We start from the raw sequence: 25383 nt of genomic DNA on the forward strand, positions 1-25383 counted from the left end.
CTCATCGGCTTAGCTCTTCCCCGCATCTGCTGCTTCCGGCTCTGCGCCCTCTCCACCAAGCCCCGGCGACAGCGCCATCACCCACTCGAGGTTGAAGCAGTAATGGATGCGGCTGCTGAGCAGATGGATGAGCCCGTTCTTCGCCTGCACCATCGCCAGATATCCCTTGGGCTCGGCATGCGAGCGATCCATCCGGAACTCGCCGGTCCAGGCGCCGCCGTCCCACTTGCCGCCATCCTCATCAGTGGTCACCAGCCGCTTGTAGGGCCACGTCTCCCCGTCATCGAGCGAGACTGCGGCGAACAGCCCATACACCGGACGCAGCTCGCCGTCGCGGTCGCGGATCTCCATGCCGTCTGCAAATGACGCCAGGAAAAGCACGCCTTCCTGCAACCGCCGCATGACGGCGCGCTGCCCCATCCCGATCGGATCAAACTCACTCTCGCTGTACACCCAGCTCTTGCCCCGGTCCGGAGAGATGCTCCGCGCCATCCGGCCATGCACCTCATCGCCGCGGCCATAGGCCAGCAGCCGGCCCCCGGCAATCTCCGCGACCGGCGCGTGGATCCCGCGGATCAAGCCGCCACTGTCAAACCAGGAATCGCCGTCGTCCTCACTGAGCCACACGGTGCTGCCGCCCGTGCTGCCCGTCTCTGCATCGCAGGAGAACACCAGCGTGCCATCGTTCATCCGGAACAGCGAGGGGATCGGCATCGTCCGCACGCCGTGCTCGGGGTAGAGGATGCGGCCTTTGCTCCAGGTGACGCCGTTGTCCTCCGAGGTCCGCAGCACCTGCACCAGCGTGCCCCATGTGCCTGCCGCACCCAGTCCGGTAATATGCAGCAGCTTGCCCTGCTCATCGAGCCAGAGCGCGCCCGCCGTCATATTGCGGTCCGGCGCGTCCCAGAACAGCGACGCCTCATCCCACTCTTCATGGCCATGGCGCAGCCGGCTCGCCACCAGCTTCATCTCGCGCCCGCTCTCCTCATTGGTTGTAAACCAGACGGCGAGGAGATCGCCATTGGGCGTCTCAGCCACATAAGGCGAGTGATTGTGACGGAAGAACGGCCCGCGCTCGGTCGGCGTCAGCTTGACATAGACCCGGGGCCGGGCAAAATATGACGCATCGGTCAAGCGCGCGAGCGCTCCTTGCCCGCCGGGGCAGGCATCCCCTCCGCCGAACGCTTCGCGCTGCCCCGTCTGAGAACCCTGCTCTTCCGCACCAGCTCCAGCATCCGTCACTCGCGCTTGTCCCCCCGCTCCCGCACGAGACGCCCCTTCTTCCGCCGGGCCAGCGCCCATCACCTTTGCCGCTCCGGATCTGTTGGACCCAGGCGCATCCGTGCCCGGAGCTCCGCCTTCTCCCACTCCCGCCGGCGTATGCTTCTGCTCCCAGGGCACCGTCTGCGAAACTCCCAGCTGATAGGGATAGGGCTCAGCTAGCGGCAGCGGCTCCGTCGCCACCGGCTCTGCCAATACAACGCGGAAGCCGATCAGCCAATGCTTGTCCTCCGGCAACGTCGCCATCCGCTCGGCGGAGCGCAGATAGCGCGGATCGGTCGAATGACTGCCGCCCCGTGTCACGCGGAAGTCCCCATCCACCCTGCCCACAGGATCTGTCTGCTCCCCTTCCACGTAGGGGCCGTACCAGTCCTGGCACCACTCCTCGACATTGCCGTGCATATCGTGCAGGCCCCAGTCGTTGGGCGGGAACTCGCCCACCGTCAGCGGCACCACCTCGAACTCCCGCTTCGTCTTGACCGGGTCGGGATACCAGCTGTGCTGCTGGTTCCGGTACTGGCTGCGGGGGAACTCCTCGCCCATCGCATACGCCGTCTCCGATCCAGCCCGGCAGGCGTATTCCCACTCGGCTTCCGTAGGCAGCCGGTAGGGCCGGCCGTCGCGCTCCGACAGCCAGCGGCAGTAGGCCACAGCCTCGTGCCAGCTGACGAAGACGACCGCTTCGTCATCGCTGCAGGAGAAGCCCAGCTTGCCCCGCAGCTCGCGATGCCGCGGATCGAAGCGCTCATATTCCTTGTTAGTCACCTGATACTTGCCCATATAGAACGGCTGGCTGATCCGCACCTGATGCACAGGCTGCTCGTCGAGGTCGCCGCTGTCGCTGCCCCGCTGGTAGGTGCCCGGCTCGATGCGCACCAGCTGCATGCCAATCGCGTTGATATACTCTCTTCCATCAGGAAGATGCTGCATTGTCACGTCGCTCATCCTTTCGTATCAGCTTGCGATAATCATTGGGCGACACACCCTCCAGACGCTTGAAGGTCCGGAGGAAGGTCGTCCGGTTAAAAAATCCGCACTGCTCCGACACCTCGGCAATGGTCTGCTCGCCTGCGAGCAGCTCCTTCGCCTTGCCGATCCGCAGAAAGCTGATATAGTCGGTCAGATTCATATCGTACTTGCCCTTAAATACGCGCGAGGCGTATTTCATCGAGACGCCCATCTGTTCGGCGATGGATTCAAGGTACAGATCGGAGGTGAAGTGCGACTCCACATATTGTTTGATCAGCTGTGCCAGCTCTGTCGACTTGCCTGGCGGGCGGTGGTTGTCGGCCTCGCGATCTGCGATAGCGTGGAACAGGCGTACCAGCAGCGCCCGGCTCTGCCGGAAATCCTCCGGCCGCTCCAGCGGACCCGTCATCCGGCCGTGCTCCTCATCCGAGAGCAGGGACTCCGCATCCATTCCACGTTCACGGGCATAGCGCATCGCCGTCTGGTACATCTCAGCAAGCAACCGCGTCCGTACCCGGTAGGGCGCGCTCCGCTTTTCCGACATCTCCAGCAGCTCATCCGCCATCTCCTCCAGCCCTTCCTTGTCGCCCACCTTCAGCAGATTGAGCAGGCGGTTCTCATCGGCAAACGAGTAGTGCTGAGCGCCGGCGCTCCCCAGATCCTCGGCATACCGGACAGTAAACGGCTCATTATCTTCAATCGCATGCAGGGCCGCAACCGCCTCGCGGTAGGATCTCGTAATGCCCTGTACGTGGTCATGAAACTTGCCAACCCCAACATGGATGCGGCAGTAGGCCCAATCATGGATAAAGGTCTGCACCAGCCGCTCCAATCCCTGGCCGATGGCTTCGCGAATCGTCCCGTCCTCTGCATTGACGACGCACAAAAACGTATTTTTGCGGGACTCGAGGACATACACCGTAATAAAATCGCGCAGCAGCCCGTCCATAATCTTCTTCAGCTTGCTCTGAATGACGATCCGGTCGACGTCCTGGATGTCCTGATAGAACGGCGTCAGGAACTCCACAGACACGATCATGCACACAAATCCGGACTGGTCAAAAGCCAGCCGCTGCCGCATCGTCCGCAGCAGCTCCTCGTTCTGATCCTGGCGCTGGTCAATCCCGTGCATGAGCCGCAGCAGCGACTGATCGAGGTATTCCTGGGTGAGCGTGTGCAGTTCATGCTGATACCGCAGCCGGTAGGAGATCAGCTCATGAATGCCGCTGCCGATCTGCTGCAGGTCACCGGCATGCGCCTGGCTTTCTTTGCCCCAGTTCAGACCGCTCTGCTCCTGGGCCAGCACCTCGCCCAGCTTGCGGATCGGATTGTAGATGCGGAAGGAGAAGATGAAGGAGAACAGCCCGCCGATCACGACCAGCAGCACGCAGATGCCGACGATCAGATCGAGCATGCCCGATGCCTGGCGGCGAAACTCATCCACTGGCGTCAGCGCATAGAACGTCCACCCGTATAGTCCGCTCGTCACCGAGGAGACAGTAAATGATTGCCCGGTTAGCGACACCTCCGCAGCCGCAGTCCTCGGCTCTACCAGCGTCTCGGCCTCCCCTCCCCGGATCTGCTGCAGCGCCTCAAACGATGCAAAAGACGAATCCGAGCCCAGCACGATCTCGCCTTGACTGTCCACGACCAGGACCCGGGTCACGCCCGGCTCGAGGATGACCTCCATCGTCCTTAGCAGCGTCCGCTCCCGTATCGTCGCTACGAGAACGGCCGGATGCGCGCCGTCGCGGTTGGTTGCAATGAACGAGATGACCCGCTTCGTGCCGAAAGAGTTGTCCACGGTAGCGGGGTATAGGATTTCGATAGAGGAACGGCTCTCCAGACGACTGGTCCAATAAGCAGCATCATAGTCGAAATAGCGATAGAACTTGCCGAAGAAGGAATCGAACGCGTTAAGCCCGCTTGCCGTATACACATGGCTGTCATCTGCGTAGACAAACACTTCGTCGATAAATCGGTTCAAGCTGTAACGCGTCCGCCCCACGCTCTGCGGCAGCAGATACAACTCCGCCAGATCATCTTCCGTATAGCTGGACCGGGGCTTGAGCAGTCGCTTCACCACCGGATCGCCAAAGAAGCCGACGCCCGATTCGTGGATCATCTGCAGATAACCGTCGATCGCATCTGCAGAGGACTGCAGGTTCATCGTCAGCTTGTCATGGTAATCGCGTTTGAACTCTTTGACATAGTTGGTATACGAGAACACACCGATGACGATAACCAGCACCAGCAGCGACAAAAAATAGAGGAGGATCTTGAAGAACAACTTGTTTACTCTCAGCAAAGCGAGCCACTTCGTCATCTTCAAGTCCTCCTTCAATTCGTGTTTATCCCTTCGTGACCAAAAGCGACTTATTTGGTACGGTTATAAGCGTCGTTGTAGATCTGCTCCATCTCCTCGGCTCCGGCCGCTGTCAGCTCGCCCGCCCACGCATCGAACTCATCAAGGGATTTGGTGCCGATGATGAACTTCACCACATCCTGCTCCAGGACGGAGATCCGGGTGGTATAGTCCTTGATGCGGTCATTCTCTTCATCCGTGAAGGCGGGCGCCAGACCCGGCACGATAATTGCCCCCGGATCGGCTACCAGCTCTTCGCCCCAGCGGACAAGATCCGGCGGCGCCATCTGCCGGGTAGGCCCTTCGTCGACGCGTACAGCCAGTGCCAGCAGACCGCCTCCGATCTCCGACATCATGACGCGTGCCGGATCCGAAGCAGTGACGTATTGTTCCAGTATTTCCGGTTTGATCTCCGGCTGCCCGTTCACGACCTCATACGTTTCGCCCTCGACGCCATAGTTCGTGACCGTCGTGCCTTCCTCGCCGTACATCCAGTCGAACATTTTGATCAGTGCTTCAGGATTTTTAGTCTTGGAGCTGATGACATAGTTGTCGATCAGCCAGCCTTTGGGATACAGCCAGCCCCGGGTTTGGCCCTGAGCATTCTCCAGATACGGCAGCCGGTCGAAGCGGGCCTCCGGATTGCTCTCCTGGAGAATCGTATTATAGTTGACCGCGAACTGGTTATTGTCATAGTAGAAAAAGGAACGCCCCGTACTCAGCTTCTCATCCCAATTCTGCTTGGTGTTGACCGCAAAATCCGGGTCAAGCAGCCGCTCGCTGTACAGCCGATTCAGGTAAGAGAGCACTTCCTTGAACTCGGGCTTGTTGGTCCCGTAAAAATACTTGTCCGAGTCGGGATCAAGCGTCATGCCGTAGCCGCTGCCCATGCCGAATGAGAACGCATCCATGAAAGACATCCCGCGCGTCGTCCAAGGGTAAGAGTCGGGATACGCCTGCTTCATCGCTGCCAGCACCTCGTACAGCTCCTCAAATGTCGTCGGCGCATCCAGTCCCAGCTCCTCCAGGATATCCATCCGCATCAGCAGCGTCTTGCCGCCCTGGATTTTGAACTTCTCCGTAATCGGCAGAGAGTAGAGCTTGCCGTCGATAAACAGTTTGTTGATCTCCGGATTCTCCTCGATCGCCGCCTGCAGGTTAGGCATCTGATCCAGGTAGTCCGAGATGGCCACGAACATGCCCGTACCTGCAAACTCCGCCACTTCACTCGCTTCCACGCCCATAATATCGGGAATGTTGTTCGTTGCCAGCAGCGCCCGCTTCTTATCCAGATAGTTGCTGCCCGGCACCGGCTCCAGGTTGATCGTGACCCCCGTCTGACGCGCAATCTCCTGCAGCACAGGTGTGTCGGTCTTGATCACCTGCGACGGATTCTCCCCGCGCATCATGCGCACCGTAATCTGCGGTTGGCCTTCCGTCTCCGTCGAAGCGCTCGGAGTCTGTGTCCCATTGCCTCCCGCATCGCCTCCCGCATTGCTGCCCGGCCCATTTCCTGAACCTCCGCCGCTGCACGCTGAGAACAGCAGTGTGAATACGAGGCCTAGCGTTACCCAGTAACCCATTCGTTTTGCCATTGATTGATCGCCCCTGTCTTCTTAGTCTTATTATTATTCGAGCCTGCCTGCCGGTCAACTGGATGACTGCTGGAAACAGGCTGAACAACCGCTGGTTATCCCTTGAGGGAGCCTACCATGACGCCTTTGACGAAGTACTTTTGTATAAACGGATAGATCAGCAGGATCGGCGCGACGGCAATAATGATGACCGCATACTTGATATTCGTCGCCGTGACGCTGGCGAAGACACCGCTGATCTCCTGCGACTGGCTCGACATCTCGCCCATCACGACCATGTTGCGCAGGATGATCTGCAGCGGGAACTTGGCCTTCTCATCGAGATAGATCATCGCCGGGAAGAAGCTGTTCCAGTGGCCCACCGCATAGAACATGGCCATCGTCGCCATCACCGGCTTGGACAGCGGCAGCGTGATTCGCACCAGTGACGTTAATTCCGAAGCCCCGTCCAGCGCCGCCGATTCATACAGCTCGTGGGGAATGTTCTGGAAAAACGTCCGCATGATGATCATGTTCCAGACGCTGATGGCGCCGGGGATGACAAGCGCCCACATCGTATTCATCATGCCAAGGTTCTGCACGAGCAGATAGGACGGGATGAGGCCGCCGCTGAAAAACATCGTAAATACGATCATCAGGGTGAAAAAGCCGCGCCCGTAGAAATCCCGCTTGGAGAGCGGATATGCGCACAGCGTCGTGCAGATCAGATTGATGGCCGTGCCGACCGTCGTATACAGAATCGTATTGAAGTAAGACCGCCCGATGGAGGGGTCCTCGAACACCAGAAGGTAAGTCTGCCAGTTCAAATCGACCGGCCAGAATGATACATCGCCGCGCATGACGGCATTGCCGCCGCTAACCGAGACGATGAAGATATAATAGATCGGGTAGAAGGTGACGAATACGAGGGCCAACAGGAAGACGACATTGGCCGTATCAAATATCCGGCTGCCCACACTTGTCCTCATAGCGGACTCCTTTCTGCTACCATAGACTGGTTTCGCTGTATTTGCGGCTGAGATAGTTGGCCGTCGTCAGGAAGATGAGCGCCACGACAGAATTGAACAATCCAACCGCAGTCGCATAGCTGAAGTCGCTGGAGACGAGCCCCCGCCTGTAGACATAGGTCGCGATGACATCGGAGGTCTCAAAGTTGGAGCCGTTGGAGAGCAGCAGCACCTTCTCGAACGAGACCGCCATGATCGCCCCGATGCTGAACAGCAGCATGATAATGATGGTCGGCGCGATGCCGGGCAGCGTCACATGCCACATCTGCCGCCAGCGGCCCGCCCCGTCGATCTTCGCCGCCTCATAGAGCTGGCTGTCGATGCCGGACAGCGCAGCCAGATAGATAATCGAGCCCCAGCCGATGCCCTGCCATATTTCCGAGGTAATATAGATGGTTCGGAACCACTCCGGCATCATCAGGAAATGGATCGGCTCTACTCCGAACAAGCCCAGGAACTGATTGATCAGCCCTTCAAAGGATCCAAAGTTGACGATCATCCCGGCCACGACGACCGTAGACAGAAAGTGCGGCAAGTAACTGACCGTCTGCACGAACCGCTTGAACAGGACATGACGCAGCTCGTTGAGCAGCAGCGCCAGGATGATCGGCGCCGGGAAGGCAAAGATGATCTGGTAGACGCTGATCAGCATCGTGTTGCGGATCAATACAAAGAAGTAAGGATCGGACAGAAAGTTCTTAAAGTGCTGGAGTCCGACCCAAGGGCTGCCGGCGATGCCGTCGAACACATTGTAATTTTTGAAGGCAATGATGATGCCGAACATCGGCACGTAGCAGAAAATAACGAAAAACAAAAACGGGATCAGAAACATTACATAGTAATACCGGCTTTGTTTGAGCCGTCGCCACACCTCACGCCAGCCGGTCTGGGACTTCTTGGCCACAGGCTGCTGCAGCCTGCCGCTCGCAGCCGAAGCTTCGGGCATGGGCATCTACCTCCTTTTGCAGGCTATTGAAAGGACTTCATTTTCAACAGACTGTTATTGTGACTTCATCGTATGATGCGGGGACCTTGTCTGCCTATTCGCAGTAAGGGACAGCGGTGATGCATCTCTCCCCCTGGCTGCAGATGATGCATCTCTCCGCTTGATGCGTTTGTCTACGGCAGACTGCTCTCGTCCCCTACCGATGCTGCACTCGCCACTTCGCCACAAGTCCGGTTAGCGGCCGGTTGCATGACAAAAAAACAGTGCGTCCTTCCCTCATGGGGTTTGGACACACTGTTTCAGTAAGAATATTTTCCCGGTCCCAAAACTGCGTATTGCCAGCTTCGATGCAGTCGAAATATCGAAACGCCCAGCGCACCGGACCTGCTCGCTCCTCGCAGCTTCAATCGCCGGGTTTGATGGCGATCTTCGCCTGCAGGCTGCTGCCGACGACGATCTGCAGCGTCATCATGACGAGCACTGCGGCGACAAGTCCGTACAGCGCCAGCTGATAATTGCCGGTCCAGTCGACGGCACGGCCGACCAGCAGCGGCCCGACGGCACCCAGCATGTAGCCGCCGCCCTGATTGAGCGCTGACCACGAGCTGACTTCCTCAGGGCGCCGGGTGACGATAAACGGCAGCAGGAGTGCGAGCGGGAACAATCCGCCGGCGCCGATCCCGATCAGCAGCCCCCCGATCAGGGGCGAGCCGGCAGCGAGCAGGATCGCCAGTCCGATCAGCTCGCTGATGCTGCACAGCACCAGCCACATCGCCAGCCGCTGATATTTGGCGACGAGCCAGCCGATCAGGAAGCTCATCGGCAGCTGGATCAGGGTAAAGACGGTCAGGATCATACCACCTTCTTGCTTGGTATACCCCATCGACTCGGCGATCGGCGACAGCCAGGCTGTCATCGAGTAGAAGATACTGGCCATCAGCCCGAACATGAGGGTCAGGAGCCATGCCTTCTTGTCTCCCAGGGGCAGCCGGTAGCCTGCCGAGTCCGGCGCACGCGGGGCAGGCTTCGCGGCGACCAAGCCCCAGCAGAGCACTGCCGCTGCCGCGAGCAGTCCCCAGCTCGCCAGCGCGTGCTGCCAGGAGCCGCCGAGCCATTCGTAGAGCGGCACCGAGAAGCCTGCGGCCAGCGCAGCGCCCAGGACGAGCGAGGCCGAGTAGACGCTGATGAGCAGCGAGCCGTTGGCGAACCGCTGGCGGATGAAGCCCGAGAGCAGCGGCCCGGCGATGCCGATGCCGATGCCGGACAGGAACGCCGTGAGGATGAACAGCGGCGCTGCCGTAGTGAAGGCCCGGATCGCCGTCGCGGAGCCGATCAGCACCATCGCTCCGAGGATCGCCCGCTCCACGCCGATCCGGCGCCCAAGCGTGACGGCGAGCGGCGCGAACACCCCCATGCAGAGCACGGGGAGAGAGGTAAGCAAGCTGACAGCCAGTGCACTCATCCCCAGCTCGCTCTGGAATTCGCCGAGCAGCGGAGGCACGGACGTGATGACAGGACGCATATTGAGCGAGGCGAGGATGATGGCAATGACAAACAGAAGTATTGGCATGAGTGTTGATTTCCTTTCAGGACTGAACGATGTATGGGGTCAATGATTGACCCGGTGTAGGATTAGCCAGGCCGACGAGGGCTCCGGTCCGTCGCCCGGTCAAGATACGCAAGCCCCGCCGGTCGGATCGACTGGCGGGGCTTCCTGCATACGGAACAGGATTAGCATTGTTGTGTGGCCGGGTTTAAGAATGCTCCCACGCCATGACGTATTCTTCCTCGCCGGTATGGGGGTCGGTGCATTCTTCGACAACGGCAAAGCCCTGAGTTGTATAGAAGTTTACCGCCGCTTCGTTTTTCTGGTACACCTGCAGATCCAGCTTGGGGCGCAGCGTCATTGCGTGGCGCAGCAAGGCTTTGCCCAGGCCTTTCCCTTGGCTGGCCTGATCGACGAACAACGCCGCAACCCGACTATCCACCAGAGAGATGAAGCCGGCGGGCACGCCATCCAGCTCCAGCACATAAGTCTCTGCTGCGGGCAGATACTGCTCTGCCATCGCCTCTCGTTGACTGTGCCAATATGAGGCCGGGATGAAAGCATGGGCGGCTTGCGAGCAGAGCTCCCAGAGCTCGACGAGCCGGGGGATATCGGCCGGCAGGACCGGTCTGATGCGCATGATCTGATTCCTCCGAGCGTCGTAGTGAACGGTTATCATCCAACAATATCGGATCGTTCCGCGTTTGGCAACCCCCTGCGGGGCTGACGGACAGCCCCAGGATGCGCAAGGCGCCCTGCCTCGGCGTCTGGCGCTCCTGTAGTGCTAACTTTTAGATCTGCTGCTCCCGTTTCGGTTTAACCCCCCGGAGGCACACAACGCCGAAGTGCTTCAGCTAGAACGCGGCCCAAGGGGGACCAGCGATTTCGTCACTGCAGCGGCAAAAAGGGTCTTTGCAGTTGAATGCACTATCTAAAGTCCCCTGTGTGCAATAAAGTTGGTTACGATGCGCCGCCCTGGCAGCACTTCGACATCGTTTCCAGGCTTGCTCCATCCAATATGGCGAAGAATACCGTCTTCTCCGGGCACCCGACTAAGCGGCCCCCGGAAAATGTTAGCCGTCTGCGTTCAGCTCCAATGCGCGGGGCGCTCCAGCCCTGCGGGCAGACGCGTGCGGGCGTCGCCCTTGGCGGAGCGGACCTGCATCCGCGTCAGGAAGATGCTTCCCGTCAGGTCCGCCCCCCGCAGGTCGGCGTCGCGCAGATCCGCGCCGATCAGATCGGCCGCCCGCAGATCGGCGTCCCGCAGGTCGGCTGCGATCATCAGCGCGCCCCGCAGGCTGGCACCGCGCAGATCTGCACCACGCAGGTCAGCGCCGATGTAATCACCGGTCCGCCGGCTCGGTTCCTGTCGCCGCTGGCTGCGACGTTTCTGCTGCCCGCGCGGCCGGCCCTTCGCAGCTCCGCCGCTGTCGCCGCCGGACTGGTGCGCTTGTCGGTGCCTGTTCGCACTGCCCTCGTCACGGCCTTCCGTTACTCTCTCAACTGGAGGGCCATCTTCGGCGCGCTTCCCGACACTGCCTGGCCCGGCAGTCTCTCGTCCTTCTGCGGCTACGTGCCCGCTGCCGGCTCTGCCGCTTTCCCCAGCGTCCCGGGAGCCGCCGCTCGCCCCTGCATCGCGCGGCGCAGCGGCGCGCACCCGCTCGCTTACACCGAGCAGCAGCCCGCCGACGACTGCGCGGTGCGCGGGAATGTCCAGCGTCAGCAGCTCCTCCGCCGGCAGCTGCGTCAGCGCCTCCACTGTAGTCAACGCCTCGCGCAGCTGACCCTCGAGCTCAGCCGCCGCAGGCTGCCTCAGCGCCTCCTCCAGATACAGCAGCATCTCATGCAGCTGCTGCATCACCGGCAGCAGCTCATACATCTGCGCTGCCTGTTCCGGGTGCGCCAGCGGAGCGCTGCCAGCGTAGGTCACCTGCGAGAGCTGCTGTCCTGCGCCATAGCAATCGTACACCGTACACCCCCGAAACCCGCGCTCTCGAAGCTCGGTATGGATCCCGCAGCGATGGTCGGCACGCAGGTTCTTGCAGGGCGAGCCGGAAGCTTTGTCCATCGCAAAATCCGCCGATTTCGCAAACGGCAGCGCAATGCAGCACAGCCCGAAGCAACGTTCACAATCGCCGCGCAGCCGCTCTCTATAGTCCTCTCCCCTCGTAACGTCCATTCTTCTTCTCCTTCCCACAACCCAACCGCCTCCACACCGGTCATCCGGTATGGAGGCGGTCGTGCTTGTTCTGGCTTTACCTGCACACCGTTCGCTTGGAAGTGTCCTGGGTACGGCAGCGTGGATCCGGCTGCTCGCAAGATGCAGCTTCCCTAGTCCGGGTACAGCATAGCCGGACTTCCTCATCGCCGGTCTTATCCGGCTGCCACCACTGGATCGCGGACCCGCTTCCCCGGCAGCGCCCTGCCGCACCGGCTGCAGGCGCAAGCGCAAGCGCAGCTTATGCCGTATCCGGCTCCGAGAACTGGCTGTTGTACAGATCGGCATAGAAGCCTTCCTGCGCCAACAGCTCCTGATGCGTCCCCTGCTCGATGATCTCGCCTTGGTTCATGACGAGGATCAGGTCGGCATCCTTGATCGTCGACAGCCGGTGCGCGATGACGAAGCTCGTGCGGCCTTTCATGATCGCCTTCATCGCCCGCTGGATATTCATCTCCGTGCGCGTGTCGACGCTGCTCGTCGCTTCATCGAGGATGAGGATGCGCGGATCGGAGATGATCGCCCGGGCGATCGTCAGCAGCTGACGCTGGCCCTGCGAGATGTTGGTCGCATCCTCGCCCAGCACGGTGTCGTAGCCATCCGGCAGCTTGCGGATAAAGTCGTCCGCATAAGCCGCCTGTGCCGCGCGAACGACCTCCTCCTCGGTCGCACCCTCCTTGCCGTAAGCAATGTTGTCGCGGATCGTGCCGTTGAACAGCCACGTATCCTGGATCACCATCGCATACTGGCCGCGCACCTGCTCCCGGCTCATCTGGCGATAATCCGTCTCGCCGAGCTGGAGGCTGCCGCCATCGATCTCATAGAACCGCATCAGCAGATTGATCATCGTCGTCTTGCCGGCCCCGGTCGGGCCGACGATCGCGATCGTCTGTCCTTCCTCCGCCGCCAGATCGAGCCCGCGGATGATCGGCTTGCCCGCCTCGTAGCCGAAGCTGACGTCCTTGAATGTGACCCTTCCGGCGAGGCTGCCCGGCTGCAGGCTGGCCGGCGTCTCGCGCGGCTCCTCCTCCTCATCGAGCAGGGTGAATACCCGCTCTGCCGAAGCCAGCGCCGTCTGGATCATGTTGGCGATCCCCGCCGCCTGCACCAGCGGCTGGTTGAGCTGCTGCGTATATTGGATGAACGCCTGGACATTGCCGATCGCGAGGCTCTGGCTCAGCACCAGGATGGCGCCGACGATCGTCACGACGACATAACCGAGATTACTGACGAACATCATGAGCGGCATCATCAGCCCGGAGAAAAATTGCGCCCGCCAGTTGGCCTGGTACAGCCGGTCATTCATCGCATCAAACGACGCGACCGAACGCTCCTCGTAGCCGTACGCCTTGACCACCTGATGACCGCTGTACATCTCTTCGATATGGCCGTTGACGGTGCCGAGCTCGGTCTGCTGCCGGATAAATTGCTTCTGCGATCGTGAAGCAATGAAACGGATAATGATCGCACTGAGCGGCAGGGTCAGCAGCGTCACCAGCGTCAGCCATGGACTGATCCAGAGCATCATGACGATGATGCCGACCACCGTGATGACGGAGGTGATGATCTGCATCAGCGCCTGCTGCAGGGAGTTGTTGATGTTGTCGATATCGTTGACGGCCCGGCTCAGCAGGTCGCCATGCGAGTGACGGTCGAAATAACGCAGGGGCATGCGCGAGAGCTTCTCGTTGACCTCCTTGCGCAGTCCCGCGATCGTCGTCTGTGCCACGCCGGCCATGATGTACTGCTGCAGAAAGGTGAACAAAGCCGAAGCAAGGTACAGCACAGCCAGCAAAAGGAGAATCCGGTTAAGAAAATCAAAGTCAACGCCGCCGCCTGTAATAAAGCTGTTGTAAAGCGACGTCGTCGCATCGCCGAGCAGCTTGGGACTGATAACATTGAAGAGCGTGCCGAGCAGCGCCAAAAAAGCAATCGTCAGCAGTCGCACGCGCATCGGCTTCAAGTAGCTGAGCAGACGCCGCAGCGTCTTCTTGGCATCCTTCGGCTTCTCCCCCGGCATCATCGCCGCGGCTCCAGGTCCTCTGCCTGCACTCATGCGCTCTCCTCCTTCGTCTGTTGTGATGCGACGATCTCCTGGTAGACCTCGTTGGTCGCCAGCAGCTCGTCATGGGTGCCGATACCGGCCAGCTTGCCTTCATTGAGCACGATGATCTGATCCGCATCGACGACTGTGCTGATCCGCTGCGCGACGATGAGCACGACGGCGTCCCGGAGCTCGTCCTTGAGCGCCGCCCGCAGCCGGGCGTCTGTCTTGTAATCCAGCGCCGAGAAGCTGTCATCGAACAGATATAGATCCGCCTTACGGGCCAGCGCCCGGGCGATCGAGAGCCGCTGCTTCTGGCCGCCCGAGAGATTGCCGCCGCCCTGGCTTACCTCGCTGGCGATGCCCTCCTCTCTGGTGTCGACAAAATCGGCGGCCTGCGCGATGTTCAGCGCGTGTCTCACCTGAGCATCGGTGATCCCCTCGTTGCCGAAACGGACATTGTCCTCGATCGTACCGCGGAACAGCGAGGCCTTCTGCGACACATAGCCGATCGACTCGCGGAGCTGCTTCAGCGGCAGCTCGCGCACATCGACGCCGCCGATCCTGACGCTGCCCGACTCCGGGTCATAGAATCGCGGGATCATCTGCAGGAGCGTCGTCTTGCCTGCGCCTGTACTGCCGATGATCGCCGTCGTCTGCCCGGGCTTCGCCTCGAAGGAGATCGCATCCAGCACCGGCCGCGCCGCCCCCTCATAACGGAAAGTCACATCCTCGAACACGAGCGAAGCGCTCTGCCGGACCGTCTTGCCGGCCGCCAGGTTATCGCGAATCGAGGACTGCAGCTGCAGCACTTCGTTGATCCGCTTCGCCGATGCCTGCGCCCGCGGGATCATGACCAGCGCCATCGACAGCATGATCAGCGACATCAGGATCATCATCGCATACTGCAGGAACGCCATCATATTGCCGATCTGCAGCGAGCCTTCCTGCACCCGGAAGGCGCCGAAGTAGATGATCGCGATGCTCGTGAAGTTCATGACGATCAGCATGACAGGGAACATGAAGGCCAGGAGGCGGTTGACCTTGATGCCGGTGTCGCGATAATCCTCATTGGCCTCGTTGAACCGGTGTTTCTCGTCGTCTACGCGATTGAAGGCGCGGATCACACGCACGCCGATCAGCGATTCCCGCAGCACCAGATTGAGCCGGTCGGTCTTCTTCTGCAGCGCGCCGAACAGCGGTACCGCGAAGCGGACGATCAGCAGGATCGCACCCGCCAGGACCGGCAGCGACGCCAGGAAGATCAGCGACAGCTGCGCATCCCGCGAGACCGCGAGGATGAGACCGCCGATCATCATGATCGGCGCCCGGGTCATCATCCCGAGCATCATGTTGACGACGTCCTGCACCTGACGGATATCGTTGGTCGTCCGCGTGATCAGCGAAGCCGGCCCGAACTTCTCGAACTCCTGCATCGACAGGCTCTCCACTTGCGTGAACAGCCCCCGGCGCACATCGCGGCCAAAGCTCGCCGACACCCGCGAGGTCAGATAGGAGACCGTGACGGTCAGCGCAGCTGCCAGCAGCGCGCAGACGAGCATCCATCCGCCCGTGCGGTAGATGTAGGGCATATCGTCCTGGACGATCCCGATATCGACCAGATTGGCCATCAGGGTAGGCAGATAGAGCTCCAGCATAATCGCAGCAAAGATACATACAATAATCAACAATATCTGCCGTGTATACGGCCTTAAATAACGGAACAGCTGAAGCAAGTCCCTCACCCCTTCTTCGGCAAAGTCTTTTCCATATAATCCATCGTACGGTTCAGCAGCTCAGCCAGCTTGCGGCTGTCTGCTTCGCCCAGATGCCCGGCCAGGCCAACGAACAGCTTGCGGAAATGCTCATACACTGCTCTGGCCGCCTCCAACCCTTGATCGGTCAGCCCGATCCGGACGATCCTGCGATCTTGCGCGTCTCGCTTGCGCACGATCAGCCCGCTTTCTTCCATCTGATTGAGCAACTGCGTCACGAAAGGCGAGGTGACGAACAAGGCCCGGCTCAGCTCGCTGACCTTCATCCCTTCGGGATGAACGCTCTTGAGCTGCATCAGTACCCGGCCTTCATTCATCTTGTACTCCGTCGCGGCATGAGCCTTGTTCTCCAGCTCTCTCCGATGCATCCGGACGAAAGCCCCGATCAACTCGTTGACGCTCTCAGACATTCCTGTACCTCCTTCTGTTATGTAGCTGCCGAGGCAGCGTCATTCCTTCGAGCTATTTAGATAAGTAAATTACTTATCTATTATAAAGCCGGTAATCCGCGAAATCAACCCATGCCGAAGACTGGAAACAGTGAACCCGCCGGCGCAAAGGACGGTTCTCCGCCAAACGGCGGAATTCAAGTAACTTTGCATCTGGTTGGGCGGATCTCCGCCAAACAGTCGGATTCAAGTGACTTTTTCAGCTTGTTGAAAAAGCGCCGATGGGTGCGGAATCGAATCTGGTCAACGCTTTCTATAAGAAAGCGACTTCGGGAGCATAAGCTGCGTAGCGTTCGCCCGAGAGCTTTTCGCAGAAAAGCTAGCTTCGGAAGCATACGCTGTCCCGGATCCCCCCCCCCTTAAAAGGGGTCCAAAATTCAAGAAATCTGGGAACAACAGCGATCGGAAGAACGATCCGTTACCTTGAGGCTTTATTTTTCAACAGTCTGCTTTTTGCACCTGGTTGGGCGGTTCTCCGCCAAACGGCGGAATTCAAGTGACTTTTTCCCCCTGGTTGCGGAGCGCAGCATCCAACCCAGCCGCAGCACAACTTATCCGAGAAAGAATCATAATTTCCTAAACGCCTAAACAAAAACAAAACCTGCGCACGCCGGCTAGTACTGCCGACACGGACACAATAGCTCCTATTTCGATCAAAACCCTATCCGGAGCAAGCCCTACGGACACACGATCCGCTATATGCTGGTTTTGTGGTCGTTAAGCCCCGTTCTGACAACGATAACGTATCCTCTGTCCGTAAGTCGAGCTAAAAACACGTCCCTGCTCGAATTAACGCCTGCTGTGTCCGCTCGTGGGCCAAGGGGATGTGAGAATGCTTTCGTCCGGGGCCTGTTGCCGTTCATGCTTCAGCAAAGATATCCTTCACAAAATCCCGCAGCTCCGCCGAGTTGTGATACTCGTACTTCTCAGCCAGCGCCATGAAGTCCCTTAGCTCCGACAGGTACCTGCTGTTGTCAGCGGACACCCATTTCAAAATGTTGGCGTAGCCGATCCGCGCATTCGGACGCATCTCCTCGCCATCATGGCCAAATAGCTCGGTATTGCTCGTCCCGTAGAACGTCATCGCTTTGTAGCGCTCGAACAGCCCCTTTACTTTGGCCGTCCGGTTCGAGCGCGGATAATCGTCCAGGAACCGTTCCATCGTCAACGTGCGCCGTACCAGCTGCTGATAGCCGATGACGATCGCTGCGTCTTTGACTGCCGCCTCGCGCGATTCCTCGGCCATGATCAGGATGTAGCTGTCGATATCTTCACTCACATGCTCGCGGAACTCGTGGAAGATCGAGTAGTTGACGACAGGATAGAACAGCCCCTCCGACGTCTCCAGCTTGTACCCCCGAACCGACGCTTCATTCACCAGCGTCTGCACAGATATATCGGTCATCCTGTCGCGAACAACCGCCAGAGTGTCGCCAGGCTTGTACACCTCTCCGATCGCCTGCTGCACGGCCGAGTCGGAGAAGCGGCTCCCCAGCGCGGGCAATCCGTCATGCATCGCATTCTCCAGACGCAGCACCATGAGCGAGGCCTGATACCGCGTCACCTTACCGATATGGGCTCGCAGGTAGGCAAGCGCGGATGCCTGTTGACCAGGTTGCTGCACGAGCGTCAAGAAGCGGTTGTAGATTTGCTCCGAAGCGGCCGCAGCCGTCACCGCAGCCGTCTGCTTCGCTGCTGGAGCAGTCTGCGTCGCTGCTGCCGGAGCAGCATCGGCGGACACGGCCAGCACAGAGGCCAGCAGCGCAGCGCTGATCGTGATGCCAAATGTTCTGGAGCCCAGCCGTTTGCCGATCCATTTGTTCATGGAGTAGACACCTTCTTTTCTATCGTTATCCGTCATCAGTCCCTTAGGCTCATCGCCTCGAACGCCTGACTTGTCACGCACCGTTCAAGCCATGACGCATCCAAACCATCCGCCGCCGCAGCCGGGAAAAAATCCTGAAACATCAGGTGATAAGGCGCAATGTCGCCGCCGCCGGGCTCACCGACTGTGTACCAGCCTGTGTCCTGGGACAGCAGAACCCGATGACCGGTGCCGATAGCGATCAGCCTGTGCAGCAGGTCGACCTGCTCCCGGTAGTTGTCCATGCGGATCGAATCGACAGACAGCCAGCCGCCCTCGTCTGCAAGCCTGCGATACAGCTCGTCGTCCTGGAAGGTCTGGGCATGCACCCAGATAAACCGCTCCTGGTCAAACTGCGCTTGCTTCATCACCTCGTACGCATGCACCGCAACCTCTGCCCCGATCGTATGACATTGAATCGGCAAGCCCGTGTCGAGCGAGGTGCGCATCGCAGCGCGGAGCAGCTTGAGCTGTGTCTCGTCGATGGCGGGGCCATCGTTAAAGGCGATTTTGATAAAGCCGGGGTATACGCCGCTCTCGCCGATTCCGCTCACAGCCTCCCCTGTCCACTGAGCAGCCAATTCCCGCTCGTCTGCGCTATAGACAAAGGCAGGCAGAAACGGTTTTTTATACAGCCCCGTATTCGTTATGAGATGAAGGCCCGTTCGTTTGGCCAGCTGGCGGAGAATGTAGGGGTCCCGCCCCAGATACTCCGGCGCGCAGTCGACCATCGTGCTGCAACCGGCTGCCTTTAACTGGAGCAGCAGCGGCGCCACGCGCGAGACCACGTCCTCGCGGTCATAATCATCCGGCGTAAGCCGACCGTCTTCCACGAACCCAACCAGCACATGCTCGTGCTCCAGGATTCGTCCCGCTTGCTCCGCGTCTATTGGCCCCAGAACCGTTTGTAATGTCAAAGCCAGTTCATCTCCTCTGCAAGTGGTCTCTAAATGATAGGACGATGCTGCCGTCCCCAAGGTTCAAATCTGCCGCTCCAGCAGCCGCTTCTCCAGACAGATCTGGATGGACAGCCGGCGGGGGCCGCCGGAGAAGCCGATCTCGATCGTATCGCCCGCCAGCTCCAGCACCTCGCCGCGGCCGATCAGCCGGTGCTTCAGCTCCGTCCCGACGGAGAGCTCCGCTGCATCCGTGATGGTCTGCGGACTGATCGGCGGCGGCTCCCCAGACGTGCGCCGCCCGCCGGACACCCGTACCTTCTCCAGAGATTCGGTCCGGGGATGCTGGATCCCCCGCACCCGCGAGACGAATGCCGACTCTTCCGTCTTGGTCTCCTCGTTGCGCCTGTACAGCAGCAGCTCCAAGCGGCGTTTGGCCCGGGTCATGCCGACGTAGAAGAGCCGCGCCGCCTCTTCCATAAGCGCCTCGCGCTCCCGGTCGGCGCTGGAGGGTACGACGCCCTCGATGAGATCGATCATGTATACCCGCTCGAACTCCAGCCCTTTGGCGCTGTGGAAGGTGGAGAGCGTCACGGCCTTGCCGTCTCTTCTGGTCTGCGACTTGCGAAGCGACGCCTGGAGATGCTGCAGCCGGGCCGCAAAGGCCTCCATCGTCTCCTGGGTGCCGGCGATTTCCTCCAGCGTGCCCAGCATGCCGAGCAGATGGTCCTTGCGGTATCCCAATCGTTTGACCATATTGTCCAATGCCTTGTCGTAGCCGAGACGGCCCCGGATCACCCGGATTGCCGCCAGCGGCGGCATCCCCTTCATCTCACGGAAGGTATCCCTGGCCTCCTCCAGCAGCTTGGGCTGATAATCCTTGAGCTGCACATGCGTCAGCAGGTTGTCGAAGACAGACTCGCCGTTGTCGATCTGCCGCAGCACCGCCATCTGATGCTTGCTGATATAGCCGCTCATCCGCAGATGGATGCGCTCCAGCAGCTCTGGCCGCCGGTCCGTATACGTCATGCGCATGAAGTTCAGGATGTCCTGAGTGACCCAATGGGAGAAGAAGCGGTTGTCCGTATCCTTCATATAGAAGGGCACGCCGGCCAGATCCAGCTCATGCATCAGCAGGATGGAGGAGCTGTTGTTGCGATACAGCACAGCAGTTTCCGACAGGTCCTCTGCCTGCTGTACTTGCTGCACGACATAACGCGCCTGCTCATACGGGTCGCCCAGCGTATGGATGCGGATCGGCTCCGCTGCAGGGTTGGCCGTATGCATCCGTTTGGGATAACGCTCCCGGTTGCGCTCGATAAACCGGGCCGCCGTCTCGACGATCTCCCTGGAGGAGCGGTAATTCTGCTCCATATACAGGATCTCTGCTTCGGGGTAGACATCCCGAAACCGCAGCAGATACGACGGCTCCGCTCCCCGCCAGCTGTAGATGCTCTGATCGTCGTCGCCGACGACGCACAGGTTGCGGTGCACGGCCGCCAGCCTGGCGATGATCGCATGCTGCACCAGCGACGTATCCTGACTCTCGTCAGTCAGGATATAGTCGTACCGCTGCTGGTAGCGGCGCAGCAGCTCCGCGTCTTCCGCCAGCGCCTGCTCGCCGATCGTCAGCATATCGTCGTAGTCGACCAGACGCTTGTTGTGGCCGGACTGCTTGAACGTCTCGTAAGCCTCCAGCAGCTCCGCCGCTTGCGGCACCTCGATGTCCGCCTGATCCCACTGCTCCCGGGGCAGCATCCGGTTCTTGACGGCACTGATGTAGGCTGTCAGCTCCTCCATCTGGTCTTCGGCCAGCGTGTTCCCCGTCAGGCGCCGGTAGAGCTCCCGCAGCAGCGCCCGCTTCTGCAGCGGCACCCCGTCAGCCGACACCTGACTCTCGCCGTCCGCCGCTTCGCCCTCGATGAGCTGGTACGGCTGCCCCAGCCGCCGCAGATGCTCCCGCACCACCTCGAAGGTCAGACTGTGGATGGTCGAGAAGGCGGGCGGCGACAGCTCAGGGAACAGACTCCGGTATCGCTCCTTCATATCCCTCGCCGAGGCCCGGCTGAAGGTGACCGCCTTGATCCGGGACGGATCGGTGCCCAGCACCCGGATGAGATACCCGATCCGCATGATGATCGTCGTCGTCTTGCCAGAGCCCGGCACCGCGAGCAGCAGCAGCGGCCCGGCCGTTGTCGTCACGGCCTGCCGCTGGATCTCGTTTAATTGTACGCCCGCCTCTTGCTTCATCCGTTCAAAAAACAACTGTTCCCCTGCCATGCCTCCATTCCTTTCCTTCGAAAAGCTCTCTAGTTATGTTGTTCTATTATAGCTTGATTTGCGGCTCGTTCCGATTGAAAGATTTGTCTATCGGCCAAAATCCCGCTACACTAGTCTTTAGCATGAGAGCACCCGGGATCGCCCTACTATGAAAGCAAGGAGTCACAAGCATGACACTAACGCTTCAAGCTGCATCCACCATTAAAGGAAATACGATGCTGCTGCCTGATATTAGTCTGACTGTCGAGGAGGGCAAGCCTGTCGCCGTCCAAAGCGATATCGAATGGCTCGAACCTTTTCACGCCTTGTATCTGTCGCCCTCTCCTGTGTTCACCGGGTCACATGGCAGCTGTGGACCACAGGAGCGATTCGTGTACCTCCAGTCGGATGGCCTGTCCCCGAGACTAACGCCTAGACAGCATATTCGGCTCTGGAACAAGCTGTATAATCAGTCGACTGATAAAATAACGTGCTCGCCGTCTGCGATCTTGTCCAGATCGCCGAAAAAGCATCAGGCATCTGACGGTGCAGGAACAGAGGCGGTTGCATTATGCCCGCTGCCTGGTCATCTCCAGCCGCATCTGTCTGTTTGACCAGCCGCTGCTCCACGCCGACCGGCAGACCAAGCAGGCATTCTTCGCTGTGCTGGAACAGATCTCCGACCGTTATGTTGTGATGACGAGCACCTCGCTCGAAGAAGCTATTCAACTCGGCAAGCCCTACCGCTTGAACGAAAGAGGGCTGCATGAGCTGGGCGATGCGGAAGATCAGCCGGATAGCAGCAGTCGCCAATTGACAGCCCAGCCGTTCAAACTGCAAAAAATTACAGCCAAGGCTGAGGACAAAATTATCCTGTTCGACCCGCTTGAGATTGATTATGTCGAGAGCAGTGAAGGCCAGTCCCGTCTGTATGTAAACAGCGAGACCTTTGATACGCCCATTCCACTGAAGGAGCTGGAGCAGCGGTTACGTCCATTTGGTTTCTTTCGCTGCCACCGGTCTTATCTGGTCAACCTGCAGCGGGTGCGGGAGATCATCGTGTGGAGCAAGAACAGTTACAGCTTAAGTCTGGATGACCGCAAGCACAGTACGGTTCCTTTATCCAAAGGTAACTATGCTGCATTAAAAGATATGCTGCAGTTGTAGGGGGCTACGATGACACGAAAACAATTCAGCGCATTGCTGTATAAAGAAGTCCACGGTTTGCGAACGAACGTTCAAGTCCTTATTTTACTTTTAATTCCATTTTCAGGACTCGCCTCGCTGATTTTTCAAGATCGAGCGCCTTCCTGGTCCTTTCTCATTATATTCACGCTCATGTTCTTGCCTTTGTTTATGCTGGGGTTCCTGCTTGTCGAGGAAAAGGAACAGCGGACGTGGCGGATCTTTGAGCAGCAAGCTACAAGCTTGGCACTCTCGTGCTCGTCAAAGCTACGCTGACCTTCCTCATCTCAGTTGGGCTATGCTTCGTCATTGCGTGGTTAGGCGGAGTCAGTATGTTCACTGGAATTCTGATAAGTCTATATAGCATCCCATGTATTCTGCTGATGCTTTCCACCGGCACGATCCTGGCCTGTCTGTCGAAGAACACCGTGGAGGTCAGTTTTTGGGGAACACCTGTCATCATATTTTTTATTTCCTTGGAAATAATCAATCGCTTCCTGTCGAATCAGGATGCAGCTCTGCTTAGGAAACTGCTTCCCAATCATGTGTTTGCTGAAGGCCTGGAACTGATTGCCGTTCAGCCTGCTCGGGCATTTGCCTACCCTTTCTTATACTTTATACTCCTGGCAGGCGTCTTTGTTCTACTGGCTCTTTTCATGCTGGACAAACGAAAACATACCTTTTGAGCCTTGCCTTCGAGCAGGGCTCTTTTTTATTCCTCTATACCTCCATTCATCGGTATTCTCCCTCTTTTGGCTGCGATTCTAAGGCAAGCTCCGGCATTCTCTCCTACAATGAAGACTATCCCAACCAAGGTGAAACGGCTTCGCCTAAGAGTTTTGCAAAGCAAAACTAGCTTCGAAAGCATGAGGCGCAGCAAGTCTCATTCCAAGAAATATAAGCTAAGTAGATGTGAGAGTCATATACTTTATATTTCAAGTTAACGCAAGATCAATTGGAAAGTAAATGGATAATATGAAAGATTCTGGATCTAAGCCGCGATCCCATCGGTTGAAATCCTGGGCGACCACCCTCCTGGTGTTTTTTCTCGTACAGCTCATTTTTTTGACAATGGACTTCTTCTCGCTCTATCCGAATTTGAGGGAGCAAGGCAACTTTGCCAAAACGATCATGGATTCTTTGCCTGATGAGCTTTTTACCACCTGGTTTGCGCCCTATGATTTTCTGTTTTTCAACTTTGTTACGGCGATCATGCTCCTTGCGGTCGTGCTTGCGGCTCTGACGGACTTTGTGTCGGCTATCTTATTCAAAAAATAAATGGAAGCAGGAGGCGGAAATCATGTCAGCTATCCTTGAACTTGAAGATGTAACGAAACGTTATGCCAACTCTACTTTCTCGCTGAAAGGCATTTCGTTTTCCATTCCCTACGGGTCCATCGTAGGTTTCATAGGCGAAAACGGCGCCGGAAAAACAACGACCATGGGCACCATCATCGGCACGCTGAAAAAAGACGATGGCGTGATTCGCATGCTTGGCACAGAGATCGATCCCGCGAATGTTTCCTTGCGAGAGAATTTGGGTGTGGTGCTGGATAACATGCATTTCTCCAAAATCTTGCATGCGGGGCAATTGGGCCGCGTGTTGAGCCATATCTATACAAGGTGGGATGCGAAGCAATATACGCAGTATCTCTCCCGGTTCAACCTGCCGGTCGACAAAAACATCGAGCATTTCTCACGAGGGATGGCGATGAAGCTATCGCTCGCCGTCGCGCTCTCGCACGACGCGAAGGTCCTGATCCTTGACGAGGCGACAGCCGGCCTGGACCCCGTAGGGAGGGAAGAGATCTTGGAGGTCTTGTTGAACGTGGCCAAGGACAAACATCGTGGTGTCCTGCTATCCTCACATATCACCAGTGACATTGAGAAAGTGGCGGATCATCTGATCTTCATCAAAAACGGCACCATCCTGTTAAACGTCACCAAAGAGGCGTTATTGCACGAGTATGCCGTTCTTACCTGCTCTGCAGATGAGATCGCATCCATCCCTCAAGATCATGTGGTCGCCTATCGGAAGCATACCGACGGTTTGGATGTCCTGGTATCTTCAGCAGACAATATTCCGGCAGTGCTCCAACGTAAACCATTTTCGGTGGACGATATTACCCTGCTTCTGATGAGAGGTGATATGAAATGAAGGGATTGCTATTGAATCATTACTACTCCACTGAAAAGAGTATCCGGAACTCGATCCTGCTCACAGTTTTTATCAGCATCGTGCTTCATCTCGCTAAGCAGCCGATCGCGGTGCGGGTTGCTGCATTTCTGCCCTTTATCTTTATGGTCCAACCCGCATTGAAGTGTTAAAGCATGATGCCATGTCCGGATGGAACAAGTTTGTCTTCACTTTGCCGTTAACACGAAACAAGCTGGTGCAGAGTCATTACGTGTTGCTGCTGCTGCTCGTTGCTGCTGGCGTTCTTCTGGCCATGGGGTTGTTTTATGGTGCGGCATGGCTGATCGGCCCCTCCGCCACAGATGTTTTCTATAATTTCACCCTACGCGGGATCGAGATCGTCCTGTGCATGGCGACCCTCTCCTGTCCTCTAACTTTTGCCTGGGGACGGAGAAATCCGACCAGATCACCCTGCTGAGCGTCGGTTTTGGCTTCGGGATGTTCTTCCTGGTCTCGACCTTGCTGATGTTCACCATTGGCTCGAATGCAGCGGGTTATGACCGGATCTTCTCCGTTGTGTTCGTGGCGGTTTCTTTGCTGGCTTATCTCATCTCGTATGCGGTGTCTGTGCTGATCTACAACAAGAAGGAGCTTTAGGGCTTGGTGTAGAGCACCTGGAGTATCAGGCTGCTCCAGCCCTGTGCATGCTCATTCATACTTCGGCAACAACTTTCACGTAATAGCCTCTCGGAATTAAAGACTCTCTGAAAGGTCGAAATCCAAATGGTATGGCAAATGAAGCTGGAAAACATGGAAGATGAAAGCCAATTTCAAAAAAGGACAGACG

The 25383-nt window shown here is 58.3% G+C and carries 22 protein-coding genes; 8 read left to right on the forward strand and 14 right to left on the reverse strand.

What is annotated here, in order from left to right:
• Positions 1-9: 9 nt before the first annotated feature.
• From ABC336_RS09605 to ABC336_RS09670, 14 genes are all read right to left on the reverse strand, one after another.
• The gene (locus ABC336_RS09605) at positions 10-2211 is read right to left on the reverse strand and encodes an SUMF1/EgtB/PvdO family nonheme iron enzyme (RefSeq protein WP_413242477.1); all 2202 of its coding nucleotides are present in this window, start codon (positions 2209-2211) and stop codon (positions 10-12) included.
• Complete coding sequence (locus tag ABC336_RS09610) at positions 2195-4576, reverse strand: helix-turn-helix domain-containing protein (RefSeq protein WP_413238457.1); 2382 nt, start codon at positions 4574-4576, stop codon at positions 2195-2197. The genes ABC336_RS09605 and ABC336_RS09610 overlap by 17 nt, the downstream gene beginning before the upstream one ends.
• 50 nt (positions 4577-4626) lie before the next feature.
• Entirely contained in the window at positions 4627-6210 is a 1584-nt protein-coding gene (locus tag ABC336_RS09615; RefSeq protein WP_413238458.1) for an extracellular solute-binding protein, read from the reverse strand.
• Between the two features lie 95 nt (positions 6211-6305).
• The gene (locus tag ABC336_RS09620) at positions 6306-7178 is read right to left on the reverse strand and encodes a carbohydrate ABC transporter permease (protein ID WP_413238459.1); all 873 of its coding nucleotides are present in this window, start codon (positions 7176-7178) and stop codon (positions 6306-6308) included.
• A gap of 16 nt (positions 7179-7194) precedes the next feature.
• Entirely contained in the window at positions 7195-8163 is a 969-nt protein-coding gene (locus tag ABC336_RS09625) for an ABC transporter permease (protein ID WP_413238460.1), read from the reverse strand.
• Between the two features lie 403 nt (positions 8164-8566).
• Positions 8567-9733, reverse strand: coding sequence for an MFS transporter (locus ABC336_RS09630; protein ID WP_413238461.1), 1167 nt, complete (start codon positions 9731-9733; stop codon positions 8567-8569).
• Positions 9734-9917: 184 nt separating this feature from the next.
• Positions 9918-10349 carry an N-acetyltransferase gene (locus ABC336_RS09635; RefSeq protein ID WP_413238462.1) on the reverse strand — a complete coding sequence of 144 codons (432 nt, stop codon included), beginning with the start codon at positions 10347-10349 and terminating at the stop codon, positions 9918-9920.
• A 447-nt stretch (positions 10350-10796) separates the two neighbouring features.
• Entirely contained in the window at positions 10797-11888 is a 1092-nt protein-coding gene (locus ABC336_RS09640; protein ID WP_413238463.1) for a pentapeptide repeat-containing protein, read from the reverse strand.
• Positions 11889-12168: 280 nt separating this feature from the next.
• Positions 12169-13983: an ABC transporter ATP-binding protein gene (locus tag ABC336_RS09645; protein ID WP_413238464.1), complete on the reverse strand. Its 1815-nt coding sequence runs from the start codon at positions 13981-13983 to the stop codon at positions 12169-12171.
• Positions 13980-15707, reverse strand: a complete 1728-nt coding sequence (locus tag ABC336_RS09650; RefSeq protein WP_413238465.1) for an ABC transporter ATP-binding protein — start codon at positions 15705-15707, stop codon at positions 13980-13982. The genes ABC336_RS09645 and ABC336_RS09650 overlap by 4 nt, the downstream gene beginning before the upstream one ends.
• Positions 15708-15712: 5 nt before the next feature.
• Positions 15713-16156, reverse strand: a complete 444-nt coding sequence (locus tag ABC336_RS09655) for a MarR family winged helix-turn-helix transcriptional regulator (RefSeq protein ID WP_413238466.1) — start codon at positions 16154-16156, stop codon at positions 15713-15715.
• Between the two features lie 898 nt (positions 16157-17054).
• Complete coding sequence (locus tag ABC336_RS09660) at positions 17055-18020, reverse strand: hypothetical protein (RefSeq protein WP_413238467.1); 966 nt, start codon at positions 18018-18020, stop codon at positions 17055-17057.
• 35 nt (positions 18021-18055) lie between these two features.
• Complete coding sequence (locus tag ABC336_RS09665) at positions 18056-18976, reverse strand: phosphotriesterase family protein (protein WP_413238468.1); 921 nt, start codon at positions 18974-18976, stop codon at positions 18056-18058.
• Between the two features lie 63 nt (positions 18977-19039).
• Complete coding sequence (locus ABC336_RS09670) at positions 19040-21235, reverse strand: ATP-dependent helicase (protein WP_413238469.1); 2196 nt, start codon at positions 21233-21235, stop codon at positions 19040-19042.
• A 170-nt stretch (positions 21236-21405) separates the two neighbouring features.
• Between ABC336_RS09670 and ABC336_RS09675 the strand changes: the two genes are divergently transcribed.
• The 8 genes from ABC336_RS09675 (at position 21406) to ABC336_RS09710 (ending at position 25193) form a co-directional block, all read left to right on the forward strand.
• Positions 21406-21828 carry a hypothetical protein gene (locus tag ABC336_RS09675; protein ID WP_413238470.1) on the forward strand — a complete coding sequence of 141 codons (423 nt, stop codon included), beginning with the start codon at positions 21406-21408 and terminating at the stop codon, positions 21826-21828.
• Positions 21779-22381, forward strand: a complete 603-nt coding sequence (locus tag ABC336_RS09680; RefSeq protein ID WP_413238471.1) for a LytTR family transcriptional regulator DNA-binding domain-containing protein — start codon at positions 21779-21781, stop codon at positions 22379-22381. The genes ABC336_RS09675 and ABC336_RS09680 overlap by 50 nt, the downstream gene beginning before the upstream one ends.
• A 9-nt stretch (positions 22382-22390) precedes the next feature.
• Positions 22391-22675, forward strand: a complete 285-nt coding sequence (locus tag ABC336_RS09685) for a hypothetical protein (RefSeq protein ID WP_413238472.1) — start codon at positions 22391-22393, stop codon at positions 22673-22675.
• Between the two features lie 56 nt (positions 22676-22731).
• Entirely contained in the window at positions 22732-23085 is a 354-nt protein-coding gene (locus tag ABC336_RS09690) for a hypothetical protein (RefSeq protein ID WP_413238473.1), read from the forward strand.
• Positions 23086-23365: 280 nt separating this feature from the next.
• The gene (locus ABC336_RS09695; RefSeq protein ID WP_413238474.1) at positions 23366-23677 is read left to right on the forward strand and encodes a YfzA family protein; all 312 of its coding nucleotides are present in this window, start codon (positions 23366-23368) and stop codon (positions 23675-23677) included.
• 22 nt (positions 23678-23699) lie between these two features.
• Positions 23700-24557, forward strand: coding sequence for an ATP-binding cassette domain-containing protein (locus tag ABC336_RS09700; RefSeq protein WP_413238475.1), 858 nt, complete (start codon positions 23700-23702; stop codon positions 24555-24557).
• A gap of 181 nt (positions 24558-24738) precedes the next feature.
• On the forward strand, positions 24739-25014 hold the full coding sequence (locus ABC336_RS09705; protein WP_413238476.1) for an ABC-2 transporter permease: 276 nt from the start codon (positions 24739-24741) through the stop codon (positions 25012-25014).
• Positions 24942-25193 (forward strand): hypothetical protein, encoded by a 252-nt coding sequence (locus tag ABC336_RS09710; RefSeq protein WP_413242661.1) that lies wholly within the window; start codon positions 24942-24944, stop codon positions 25191-25193. The genes ABC336_RS09705 and ABC336_RS09710 overlap by 73 nt, the downstream gene beginning before the upstream one ends.
• Positions 25194-25383: the final 190 nt, after the last annotated feature.

The sequence above is a fragment of the Paenibacillus jepli genome, assembly GCF_047238105.1.
GTDB lineage: Bacteria > Bacillota > Bacilli > Paenibacillales > Paenibacillaceae > Paenibacillus_D.